Below are 13,047 nucleotides of genomic sequence, written 5' to 3' on the forward strand. Positions count from 1 at the left end.
CGGGGGCGCCGGTCGGTGATGGCACTTGCCGTCATCGCGTTGAGCGTCAGCCTCATGGCAGTTCCGGATCCGGCCCGTGCGGTCGAACCCGAAGAGACGCCGGTCGACCGGGCGCGAGTCGCCGCGCTGTGGATGAACGGCGGCCCGATGGTCAAGCCCGCCGCCGAGGCGGCGTTGCTGGGTAGTGACGACGACGTCCGGGCGTTCGTCGGCCGGCTCGAGGATCTGCAATCCGTCGACGAGCGCGTTCTGGCTCTGGGAATCTACTCCGGTGGGGGTCCCGCGGTGCGCGCCGCGGCCCTGAAGGCCCTCGACACCGACACGATCGAGACCTTCCTCCAGACCGGATGGCAGGAATCGCTGCACACCGACCAGCGGGTGCGGGTCCAACAGGTGATCGCCGCGGGCGGGCCCCAGCTGAAGGCGGCCGGGACGGCGGCGCTCGACGCCGACACCGCGTCGCCGCTGCCCGCCCTCAACATGACCGACGAGCCCGAGGGTCCGCTCGACGAGTTCCTCCGCACGGGCTGGCGCGACGCCGACGAGCTCGACAAGCGGATCCGCGTCTCGCAGATCTACGCCAAGGCGGTGACCGGATCCAACGTACGCCGGATGGCGCAGCGTGCCCTGGACGACGGCTCGGCCGACGCCCTCGCCGGCTTCATCGACAGCGGATACGCCGTCGCCGCCGCGTGGGACGAGGAAGCCGCCGCGGTCACCGACCTGGCGGCCGCGGCCGAGACGGCCAGCGCCGAGGCCCGCAACCAGAACGAACGCGCGCAGGAGGCGGCCGATCAGGCCCGGAAGGCCGGCGCCGAGGCCAAGAAATCGGCCGAGGCCGCCCTGGCCGCGATGGACAGCGCCGGTGACAACCTCACCAAGGCGGCCGACGCCGCCAACCGGGCGGCCTCCGCCGCTGAGCAGGCGGCCAAGACGGCCCAGAAGGCGCTCGCCGCCTCGGACGCGGCGGTCATGGCCGCCCGGGCCGCGGCCGCCGCGGCCGCGCGGGCCATGACCCAGGCCTCGTTGGCGCGCCGGGCCGCCAACCGCGCCAACAAAGCCGCGGCCGACGCCGCGGTCGACAAGAAGAACGCCGCGAACGCCACGAAGATGGCGACCGCCGCCGACCTCGCCGCCAAGGCGGCCGAGGACAGCGTGGGATTCCTGCAGAGTGCGCTGATCCTTTCCACCAGCGCGTCCATCGGCTGGGCCCAGCAGGCCGAGGCCGACGCCACCATCGCCATCCAGGCCGCCGAGTCCGCTCTGGCCAAGGCCAAGCAGGTCGGTGTGAACGTCGCCGCGGCCGAGGCCGCCGCGAAACGGGCCCATGCCCAGGCCGACCGGGCACGGCGGGCCGCGAACGCGACCCGCAAGTACGCGGCCGTGGCGGTCGAGGCCGCGAACACCGCCATCGACGCCGCCACCAAAGCGGCCGCCGACGCCCGCGCCGCGGCCGATCGTGCTCTCGACGCGGTCGCCCACGCCGGCGACGCCACCCGGGCGGCGCAGACATCGACCGACGCCGCCAACGCCGCCGTGAGGTCCGCGGAGGCTTCGGTGAGTGCCGCGACCAAGGCCTACGACATCTACGCGGCGGGCCGGGCCGCCGACGCCGAGCGCATCGCCGTCGTCGACTCGCAGGGCGCGGCGGCGGCCAAGGCCGGGCTGGCCATCTACGAACACTACGAGCAGTCGGCCGCCTGGAACGCACGCGAGGCGGCCAAACGCGACGCGCGGACCAACGAGTTGATCGCGCAGGTCCGCAGCCCGCTGACCGCGCGGCCGGAGGCGGTCGTCGCGGCTCGCCGGGTCGCGATGGCTCTCGCGACCGGCAGCGGGCCGCACACCAGTGAATCGGCCCGGGCCGCCCTCGGCGACACCGACGACGAGGTCCTCGACTTCGTCCGGACCGGCATCGACGTCGCGGCCGCCGTGGACGACCGGGCCACGGTGACGGCGATGGCGTACGACAAGAACCCGAATCTGGCGGCGGCCGCGCTCAAGGCGCTGGAGGGCACGGACGCCGACGTGGCCCTCTTTCTGAGGGACCAGAACTATCCGGAACGGGCCACCGACGACCGGGTCGCGGTCGGCCGGATCCTGGCCAAGGCCCAGAACGACAACAACGTCGTCACGGTGCGGGAGGCGACCAAGGCGCTCGACGGCGACGAGGCCGCCGTACGGGCCTTCGTCGAGTCCGGGCAGTACGACGCGGCCCGGACCGACGCCCGGGTCAACGTGAACAAGCTCCTCGCGCAAACCTCGCCCGGCACGAATCTGTACGCCGCGGCCCGGAACGCGCTCGACGGCCCGCCCGGAATGCTCCAGGATTTCCTGAACTCCGGCCGGCACGCGGCCGCGCAGGCCGACTACGACACCGCCCGGCACGACCAGGAGATGCAGGCCCTGCTGGCCCGGGCCATCAGCGCGGCCTGGATCGCCACGCAGAACGCGCAGGAGGCGCAGTCCGTCGCGGCCAAGGCACGTGGCAGCGCCAACGAGGCCAACGCCTGGGCGGCCAAGGCCATCACCTCCGGAACCACCGCGATCGGCCATGCCACGAAGGCCGCCGAATGGGCCGGGAAGGCGGAGACGTCGGCGAAGAACGCCATCTCCTCGGCCGACACGGCCACCGCGGCGGCCGAGCGCGCGGAGGCCGCGGCGGCGGACGCCACCCGCTCGGTGGCGGTGGCCCATGCCGCCTTCGCCAGTGCACAAGACTCGGCCGGCGAGGCGATCGGCGCCGCCCGGCGCGCCCGGGACGCGGCCATCGCGGCCGGCCAGGAGGCCAACGCGGCCATCGGCGTCTACAACGCCATGGTCAAGCGCGTCAACGATCGTCAGAAGAAGATCGAGCAGGCACACATCGAGGCGCTACAGGAACAGTTCCGGGAGTGCCTGAGGGACGCCGGTCCCATCCCGGAGAAGATGGGGCGCTGCCTCCAGGTCTATGAGCCGACCGACATGAAGATCGCCCGCGCCAGTGAGAACCGCAAGTTCTGCGACCTGATGGACCCGTCCGGCAGCGACTACCACCGCAAATGTGTGGCCGACACCTTCAATCCGATGTTCGGGTCGAACCGAGCGTTCGACATGATCGAGTCGGAGATGCTGTACGTCCAGGCCGGCAGCATCGCCGTCGGTGGCATGACGGCCATGGTCACGCTGGCCCTCGGCTGCGCGGCTCTCTGCGCCGCCGGGGCCGCCGTCCTCGGCGGTGCCGAGGTCAGCATGGGCGTCGGCGGTCTCTTCGGCGTCTGGATCGAGGAGCAGGCGATCGCCTGGGCCGCGGGCTCAGCCCTCACCATGGTCGGCGGGGCCCGGCTGATCAACGAGCTCAAGGGGTCCATCGGCCGCATCCGGGTCCCGGCCGCACTGGAACGGGTCGGCTTGCCGGCCAAGATTCTCGAATCCAACTTCGCCCGCATGGTCGTCGGCGGACTGACGTGCAAGGGGAACAGTTTCACGGCGGACACGCCCGTCCTGATGGCCGACGGGTCGAGCCGGGCGATCGCGGCGGTGCGGGTGGGTGACCGTGTCCTGGCCACCGATCCGGGCACCGGGCGCACCGAGCCGCGGGCGGTCACCGACCTGATCGCCGGATCCGGCGCGAAGGACCTGGTCGACGTCAGCACCGCCGGCGGCACGGTGACGGCCACCGTCAACCACCCGTTCTGGGTGGCCGACCCCGGCGAGTGGCGCGACGCCGGCACGCTCGCCCCCGGACAGTGGCTCCGGACCAGCAGCGGGACCTGGGTTCAGATCACCGCGGTGCGCCCGCACACCGCCGTCACCACCGTCCACAACCTCACGGTCGACGGACTCCATTCGTACTACGTCCAGGCCGGCGCCACCTCGCTCCTGGTCCACAACGACGTTCCCTGCCTCAAGCCGCTGGCCCTGGGCTACAAGAAATTCGGGGTTTACGACTGGGCACGGAAGCTGCGGTACGACCACTTCGAGGGGAACGGGAACTGGCAGGATGAGGTCAACGTGCGGCTCCGGGCCTCCGGCGCTCCGCCGATCAACGTGCTCATGTCGGGTTTCGAAGGCGGCCTGACCTCGCAAATCGGCCCGTTCGATCAGTTCCTGACAATGGCCTTCAAAGGCGCCAAGCCGCTGCGTATCGAAGACGTTCCGCCGGAGCGCTACCACCTCTACGCGGACGCCACCCAGGCCGAGATGTTCGCCATGGTGAAGGCCTTCTACGACTTTTCGAAAGGCGGCGTCGGCCGGGAACCGTGGAAGAACATCAAGTTCTTCACGAACGAGACGGACGTCGCCGCCCCCTTTCCGACGATCGACTGGTGGAACGCGGTGAAGCTTTACGGCAAGGGAGACCAGACCATGATCAATCAGCTGAACCATAAGTGGAAGAGCAAGCTCGACGGAGCCCGGTACGACTTGGAACTCGAGGCGGGAACCGTATGAGCGACGCATCGGTGTCCCCGATCGACACCCACCTCTATCCGGATCTCGCCGAGCAGGGCGGCCTCGGACCGGCCTGGCGCAATGCGGCTCGGCGGGCCGGTGTCGACCTCGAGGAGATCTCCTGGCCCGACGATTTCTTCCGGCTGAATTACGCGTCGGTCGCGACTGCGAGCGGCCGGATAGATCTGGCGACTGCCGCGAACCGGCGGGTGTTCAGCATGAACGTCAGCGTCGACGGCCGGCCCCGGTTGTGGGGCGGCAGCGACGACCTGGAACTGCTGGCCCGGGCCGCCGCCGCTTGGCGGGACGGCAGCACGATCCGGGAGATGATCGCCGCCTTCCCCTTCCTGGAGACCAGCCGCTTCGAGCAGGCCCGCGAGGACGGCAACCTGCTCGACGTGCTCTGGGAGTTCCATCTGGGGGACCCCGGCTACGAGACCATGCGGCCGGTACTGCGGGCTGCCCACGACGATCCGCGCCTGAGCCGGCTGTACCCGTCGGTGACGCACGAGACGCTCGCACGCTTCACCGTCGATCCCGATGACCGCGAGAACGGTCAGGTCGCCATCTGGCACCACGCCGGTCGCTACGAGGTCGAGACATCCTGGCAGGCCACCACTCGGCCGGCGGCGACGCCGGCCGAGGCGGTGCGCCTCGCCTCCGTCGAAATTCCCGACACCTACTGATCCATGGGAGAGAAATTGACGAAGACTCCGGCGAGGGCGGCACTGACCGCCGCTCTCATGCTCCTCGGCCTCGCGGTCGTACCGGCCAGCGCCCGGGCGGTCACCGGTGACACGGTCGATGCCACTGCCGACTACGTCCAGCCGCTAGTGGTCGGCGACGGGGCGAAGGCCGAGAACTTCTTCGGCTGTACGGCCAGTCAGATCGAGCGCGACTATGCCCTGACCACGGCTACCTGCCTGCGGGCGAGCGGCGCCGCACCGGCCACCGACGGCTCGGCGCCGCTGCGCCTGACGACGTTCGGCCGGTACCAGGTTCTCAGCGTGGGATTCCACCCCACCCGCGACGTGGCGCTCCTGCATCTGGACCAGGGCAACCTAGGCCCGACCACATCCTCGGTGCAGCTGGCCGGCACGCCGGCGGCCGCCGGGGAGACGCTGAGCGTCCTCGGCGCCGGTCGTACCGGCACGCAATGGCTCCCGAACGGGCCGCATTCCGGCTCGTTCGCGGTGCAGTCCGCGGGTGACACCGTCACACTCACCGCGACCGGTGACGCGAGCGTCTGCCCGGGCGATGCGGGCGGACCGGTCGTGCGTACCGTGTCGGGCGTACCGACGCTGGTCGCGATGGTCACCACCGCGGCCCCGGCCGGATGTCTCGGCTCGGCGGCGGAACAGGGCCATGCCGCCACCGCGGTCCGCGTCGACGACCTCGGCCTCTGGATCAAGAGCCGGACGGGCCACACGAGCTTCGAGGCCACGGATCCGGCTGTCGTGCCCAACATCTCCGCCGGCGCCGGCATGATCTACAACGTCGGTGGTGTGATCGCCTCGGTGAGCGGGCCCGAGCTCGGGATCCGCACGCAGCGGGCGCGGACCGGCACGCGGTCCGTCCTGTACTCCGGCAAGGACCTCAGCAGCATCTCGTCCTACGCCCACCTCAAGCTCGCCTCGACACCGAACATCCTGGTCGACGGCCGGACGGTACTCGAATACTCGATCTTCCCGGAGGGCGGCTCGGGCAGCCTGGCCACCGGTAACAACAGCACCTGCGTGGCCATCGATCTCGAATTCACCGACGGCACGAGGCTTCGTTCCCTCAAGGCGACCGCGAGCAACGGCGTCGACATCCATCCCTCCAAGCAGTGCGGCCACCTCACCCTCAACACCTGGAACCACGTGCGGGTGCAGATCGGCCGGGTTGCCGCCGGCAAGCGGATCAAACAGGTCAACGTCGCCTACGACCAGCCGGCCAACCTCGGTGGCTACCGCGGCTTCATCGACGACGTCACGCTTTACCACGGTTGCGTGGCCGTCGGCGGAACCCTGTGCGCCCTCAACAACGGCGTCATCGGGAGCGGAAGCACCACTGAGCCGGCGGACCCGGCAAGTGTCTCCTTCGACGACCCGGCCCCGGTGGCCGAGCAGTCGATGGTGGACAACATGGCCTACCCCGGTGCAGAGAGGATCCTCGCCGAGCAGAAGGTGAAGCTCATCTCCGGTGACGGGCGGCTGCTGCTGGCGGACTGCTCGGTGCCGAAGACCGGCCCGTACGAGTACATCCGGCTGCGGACGTCGGATCTGACCGTCGGTACCAAGGGTCAGCTCTGCTTCGACATCGACCGGACGGTGAAGTTCGGGCGGGGGAGCGCGACGGCCATGCTCAAGCTGGAAGTGCCCGGGGCGTACGCGATTCGCAGCGACGGCTACGAGGACGGCGTCGGATCCAACATCAACGTGGTCTGGAAGACCAAGGACACGGCCCCGCAGAAGGCGTCGGTGCCCCAGAACGGCTACCTGTCGATCGGCATCGCCGCACCGGACGGCTCGGGAGTGCCGGCCACGGTGCTTCAGCTCCTGGTTCTGCCCTAGATCACCCGTGGGATGCCGGCCCGCCGAGAGGCGCGGGCCGGCGTTCCCGCGCCGGAACGGAGGCGAAGTTGACCTTCAGTTACCTAACCGTTACACGCTGAACCCTTGCTTGAAACGTTGTGCAGGACTCAAGTTTGTACAAGCAATAAACAAATCTCGATGCGGGATGGCTATTCGGCGGGCCGGACCGACTACAACGGACACAAGGAGAATCTGTGCCCCGTCGACGCCTTCGACAAGTGCTCACCGCCGTCCTCTCCTCCTGTGCGGTTCTGGCCGCCACTCTGATCAGCGCGCCGGCCGCCTCCGCGGCCCCGGATGTCGCCGCCGCCGAGCCGTACTCGGTGCTCGTCTTCTCCAAGACCGCGGCCTTCCGGCACGATTCCATCCCGGCCGGCATCGCGGCCATCAAGAAGCTCGGTGAGGACAACGGGTTCACCGTTGACACGACCGAGGACGGCGCCGCCTTCACCGACGACAATCTGGCCAAGTACCGGGCGGTCGTCTGGCTTTCCACCACCGGCGACGTTCTGGACGCCGGGCAGCAGGCGGCCTTCGAGCGCTACATCCAGGCCGGCGGCGGGTACGCCGGCGTGCACGCCGCCTCCGACACCGAGTACAGCTGGCCCTGGTACGGCAAGCTGGTCGGCGCCTACTTCAACAACCACCCGGCCAACCAGCAGGCCACGGTGAAGGTCGAGGACCACGCGCACCCGTCCACCGCCTCGCTGCCGGACCGCTGGTCGCGCTTCGACGAGTGGTACAACTTCCGCACCAACCCCCGCGGCGACGTGCACGTGCTGGCCAGCCTGGACGAGTCCAGCTACAGCCCAGGCACCGGCGCGATGGGCGCCGACCACCCGACGGCCTGGTGCCGCGACTACGACGGCGGCCGGGCCTGGTACACCGGCGGCGGTCACACCAACGAGTCGTACGCCGATCCGCAGTTCCTCTCCCACCTGCTCGGCGGCATCCAGACCGCGGCCGGGGTGGTCGAGGCCGACTGCGGCGCCTCGCTGACCCCGAGCTTCGAGAAGGTCGCCCTCGACGGCAACACCAGCAACCCGATGGAGCTGGACATCGCCGCCGACGGCCGGGTGTTCTATGTGGAACGTGACGGGCGCGTGCAGATCATCAAGCCCGACACCGGCCGTACGGTGACCGCTGTCGACCTTGATGTCTTCACCGGCAACGAGGACGGGCTGATCGGGATCCGGCTCGACCCCGACTTCAAGGACAACGGCTGGGTCTATCTGTACTACGCCCGCAACGAGAGCACACCGCGCAACCTGCTGTCCCGGTTCACCGTCACCGGTGACACCATCGACGTGGCCAGCGAGAAGGTCGTGCTCCAGGTCGACACCCAGCGCAACACCTGCTGCCACGCCGGCGGCAGCATGACCTTCGACCGTGACGGCAACCTCTACCTGGCCACCGGCGACAACACGAACCCGTTCGAGTCGGACGCGTACACGCCGATCGACGAGCGGGCGGGCCGGCAGGACTACGACGCCCAGCGGTCCGCCGGCAACACCAACGACCTGCGCGGCAAGGTGCTGCGGATCCACCCCGAGGACGACGGGTCCTACACCGTGCCGGCCGGCAACCTGTTCCCGCCGGGCACCGCGAAGACGCGGCCCGAGATCTACGGGATGGGCTTCCGTAACCCGTTCCGGATCGGGATCGACCCGAAGACCAACACCCTGTACGTCGGCGACTACGGCCCCGACGCCAGCACCACCAACCCGAACCGCGGCCCCGAGGGCACCGTCGAGTGGAACATCGTCGGCAAGCCCGGCAACTACGGGTGGCCGTACTGCACCGGCGCGAACTACGCCTACAACGACTACCAGTTCCCGTCCGGGCCGAGCGGCGCCAAGTTCGACTGCGCGGCGCCGAAGAACGACTCGCCCAACAACACCGGCCTGACCGACCTGCCGCCGGCCATCGCGGCCACTGTGGACTACGACTACGGCGGCAACCCGCGCTTCCCCGAGATCGGTGGCGGCGGCGCGCCGATGGCCGGTCCGGTCTACCGGTACGACGCCGCGCTGAACTCCGACCGCAAGTGGCCGGCCTACTACGACGGCAAGGCCATGTTCGGCGAGTGGAACCAGTCGAAGATGTACACGATGCAGGTCACCGAGGACGGCAAGTCCCTGGTCGACATCAACCAGCTGCTGACCGGCATGAGCTTCATCCGGCCGATGGACTTCGAGTTCGGCCCGGACGGGGCGCTGTACCTGATCGAGTGGGGCAGCGGCTTCGGCGGCAGCAACGACGACTCCGGCGTCTACCGGATCGACTACGTCGCCGGCGACCGGGCTCCGATCGCCAACGCGAGCGCCACCCCGACCTCCGGGCCGGTGCCGTTGACGGCGAAATTCTCCAGCGCCGGCTCCCGTGACCCGGACGGCGGTGCGCTCACCTACGCGTGGACGTTCGGCGACGGCGGCACCTCGGACGAGGCCAACCCGACGCACACCTACACCAAGGCCGGCAACTACAACGCGCAGCTCACCGTCACCAACCCCAAGGGCCGTACGGCGGTGGCGAACGTGCCGGTGACGGTCGGCAACACCGCGCCGACGGTCTCCATCGAGTTCCCGCCGGACGGCGGCTTCTTCGACTGGGGCGACCAGGTCAAGTACACGATCAAGGTGACCGACCCGGAGGACGGCACCATCGAGTGTGACCGGATCCAGTTGCAGGTGCTGCTCGGCCACGACGAGCACGCCCACCCGCTGGAGCAGCACACCGGCTGCACCGGCACCGTGCAGACGGCGCTGGCCGCCGGCCACGGCGCCGAGGCCGACGTGTTCGCGGTCTTCGAGGCCACCTACACCGACAAGGGTGGCGAGGGCGGGGCGGCCCCGCTCACCGGCCGCGCCATCGAGCAGTTGCAGCCCAAGCGCAAGCAGGCCGAGTACTACACGGCCACCGGGCGGGTGCCCGGCAGCACCGGCGGCGGCGACGCCGGCGTGCAGCGGGAGACCACCACCGACACCGCCGGCGGCGGCCAGAACATCGGCTTCATCGAGGACGGCGACTACTGGTCGATCGACCCGGCCAGCCTGACCGGCGTCGACTCGATCCGCTTCCGGGCGGCCTCGGCCGGGAACGGCGGCCAGATCGAGATCCGGTCCGGTGCCGCCGACGGCCCGCTGGTCGCCACGGCGACCGTACCGGGAACCGGCGGATGGCAGACCTACGCCGACGTCACGGTCCCGGTCACCGCCGCCGACACCGAGTCCCTGTTCTTCGTCGCCCAGGACCCGGCCGGCGGCGCGGGATCGCTGTTCAACCTCAACTGGATCGACTTCCTGGGCCGGGGCGTCACCGAGAACGCACCGCCGGCGGTCAGCGCGACGGCGACGCCGGCCGGCGGCACCGCGCCGGTCACGGTCGCCTTCGACGGCACGGCGACCGACGCGGAAGGCGACACCCCGCTGACGTACGCCTGGGACTTCGGTGACGGTGGCAAGGCCGACACTCTGGACGCCAGCCACACCTACAACGCGCCGGGGAACTTCACGGCCACGCTGACCGTCACCGACAAGCGCGGCGCCAAGGCGTACGTCAATGTGCCGGTCAAGGTCGAAGCGCCGAGCACGTCCTGCTTCGGGGCGCGCTCGGACGACTTCGTGGGCGACTCGCTGAACCGCACACGCTGGTCGGTGGTGCGGGAGAACCAGACCTTCTCGGTCGGCGGCGGATCCCTGCGGCTGCCCACCATGGCGGGCGACCTCTACGGCAACCGGAACGACGCGACCAACCTGATCCTGCAACCGGCGCCCACCGGCGCCTGGCAGGCCACCACGAAGATCACCCTGCCGGTCACCGCGAACTACCAGCAGGCCGGTCTGATCGTGTACGGCGACGACGACAACTACGCCAAGCTCGATCTGCTCTTCAACGGCGCCCGCACGGTCGAGTTCATCCGGGAGACCGCCGGAACGCCACGCAACGAGAGCGGCGACAGCACGGCGGCGCCGGTCGGTGACACCTTCTACCTGAGGCTGATCAGCGACGGCACGAACCTGACGGCGCAGGCGTCGGTCGACGGGCAGAACTTCACGGCGGTCGGCCGGGCGGCCGCGCTGGCCGGCATCGTAAACCCGCGGGTCGGGGTGTTCGCGCTCAACGGCGGCACCACCGCGCCGGTGGTGGACGCGGCGGTCGACTGGTTCCAGATGACGCCGGACGAGCCGGCGGAACCCGTCACGCCGTCGGACGAATTCACCGGGGCGGCCCTCGACAAGTGCCGGTGGAACGCGGTCGTCCGGGAGGACCCGACGGCGTACCGGATCGCCGACGGTTCCCTGCGGATCGACACACCGGCCGGTGACATCTACGGCGGGGGCAACACCGCGCCGAAGAACTTCATCCTGCAGAAAGTGCCGTCCGGCGACTGGACCGTGGAGACGAAGGTCGACGGGAGCGCCCTCAACGAGCGGTACCAGCAGGCCGGTCTGATCGTCTACGGCGACGACGACAACTACGTCAAGCTCGACTTCGTCGTCGACAACGAGGCGGGGCAGGCGGTGAGCCGGCGCATCGAGTTCCGCAGCGAGCTCGGGGCGACGGTGCAGGATCCGCAGCCCCAGACCGGCAACCTGGCCTCGGGCGTGTGGCACCTGCGGCTGGCCAAGGCCGGCAACACCTACACGGCGTCCTACTCGGCCGACGGTACGACGTGGACGGCACTGCCGGCGCTGACCAACGCCGCCGTCTCCAAGGTGGGGCTGTACAGCATCGGAACCAGCCAGAGCGCGGCGAAGACGGTGGCGTTCGACTACTTCCGGCTCACCGCGGCCAACGCCGACACCACCGCGCCGGTGACCGCGGCGTCGGTGTCGGGCACACCGGTCGACGGCTGGCACACCGGTGACGTCACGGTCACCCTGACCGCGGCGGACGCCTCCGGCGTCGACAAGACGGAGTACCAGGTCGACAGCGCCACCACCTGGACGGCCTACACAGCACCGATTCCGGTCACCGGCGACGGCTCGCACGAGGTGCGGTTCCGGTCCACCGACAAGGCCGGCAACGTGGAGACGGCCAAGTCGGTCGCGGTGAAGATCGACATCACGGCTCCGCTCACGACGGCGTCCTTCGCGCCGGCCAACGACAACGGCTGGCACGCCGGGGCCATCCCGGTCACGCTGACCGCGGCCGACGCCGGCTCCGGAGTCGGCCAGCTGGAGTGGTCGCTGGACGGCGGCGCCTGGACCCCGTACACCTCGCCCGTGGACATCAAGGGGGACGGGCAGCACGAGCTGCTGTACCGCTCCACCGACAAGGCGGGAAACGCGGAAACCCTCAAGTCCGCGGTCGTACGGATCGACGGCACCAAGCCGACGCTGCTCGTGTCCGGGGTGGCGCACGGCCAGCTCTACGGCGACAGCCAGGACGTGCGCATCTCGTGGCAGGCGGTCGACCCGACCTCGGGCGTCCAGAGCACCACGGCCACGCTGAACGGCCAGGCGTACACGAACGGGGCGCTGCTGGCCCTGTACGAACTGCCGCTCGGCCTGCACGACCTGACCGCCACCGCGGTCGACAAGGCGGGCAACCGCACGACGACCACCGTCCAGTTCTACGTCACCACCTCGTTCCGGGACATGCAGAACCTGCTGGACCGGTTCAAGGCGACCAGCCGGCTCTCGGCCAAGGCCCACAAGGACCTGACCAAGAAACTGGACGCGGCCCGCAAGGCCGAGGCCTCCGGCAAGGACGACAAGGCCATCAAGGAGCTGACCGCCTTCAAGACCCTCGTCAACGACAAGAAACTGGTCACCGACACCGACGTCCGTGACACGCTGCTCCGCGACGCCGACGCGATGATCGTCCGCCTCGGCGGCACGGCCAGCGCCGCCGGCGTGAAAGCGAACGACGGCAAATCGGTGAAGGGCGCCGGCCGCCTCGGCGGCGATCCGACCCGTATCGCCGCGAAGCGCTGATGTTCCAGGAGCCCGCCCCGTCACGACGGGGCGGGCTTCGCCCTTTTCACGGAGGGCGGCGTACTCACTGTTTCGAACCCTGCCCGTCGCCGCGGACC

At 70.0% G+C, this 13,047-nt stretch carries 4 protein-coding genes; all 4 read left to right on the forward strand.

Going from position 1 to position 13,047, the window contains the following annotated elements; translation table 11 throughout:
• Positions 1-54: 54 nt before the first annotated feature.
• On the forward strand, positions 55-4,431 hold the full coding sequence (locus tag ACGFJ7_RS21720; RefSeq protein WP_392643395.1) for a polymorphic toxin-type HINT domain-containing protein: 4,377 nt from the start codon (positions 55-57) through the stop codon (positions 4,429-4,431).
• On the forward strand, positions 4,428-5,117 hold the full coding sequence (locus ACGFJ7_RS21725; protein ID WP_392643396.1) for a DUF6193 family natural product biosynthesis protein: 690 nt from the start codon (positions 4,428-4,430) through the stop codon (positions 5,115-5,117). The genes ACGFJ7_RS21720 and ACGFJ7_RS21725 overlap by 4 nt, the downstream gene beginning before the upstream one ends.
• A 15-nt stretch (positions 5,118-5,132) precedes the next feature.
• Entirely contained in the window at positions 5,133-6,986 is a 1,854-nt protein-coding gene (locus ACGFJ7_RS21730; protein WP_360256352.1) for a trypsin-like serine protease, read from the forward strand.
• A 215-nt stretch (positions 6,987-7,201) separates the two neighbouring features.
• Positions 7,202-12,949: a ThuA domain-containing protein gene (locus ACGFJ7_RS21735; protein WP_392643397.1), complete on the forward strand. Its 5,748-nt coding sequence runs from the start codon at positions 7,202-7,204 to the stop codon at positions 12,947-12,949.
• Positions 12,950-13,047 lie beyond the last annotated feature (98 nt).

Origin of the sequence: Actinoplanes sp. NPDC048988 (assembly GCF_043197815.1) — a bacterium.
Classification (GTDB): domain Bacteria; phylum Actinomycetota; class Actinomycetes; order Mycobacteriales; family Micromonosporaceae; genus Actinoplanes.

Bases quoted from the DNA above. Each gene is read 5' to 3' on its own strand.
- ACGFJ7_RS21720 (WP_392643395.1), top strand. From the start codon at position 55: ATGGCAGTTCCGGATCCGGCCCGTGCGGTCGAACCCGAAGAGACGCCG.
- ACGFJ7_RS21725 (WP_392643396.1), top strand. From the start codon at position 4,428: ATGAGCGACGCATCGGTGTCCCCGATCGACACCCACCTCTATCCGGAT.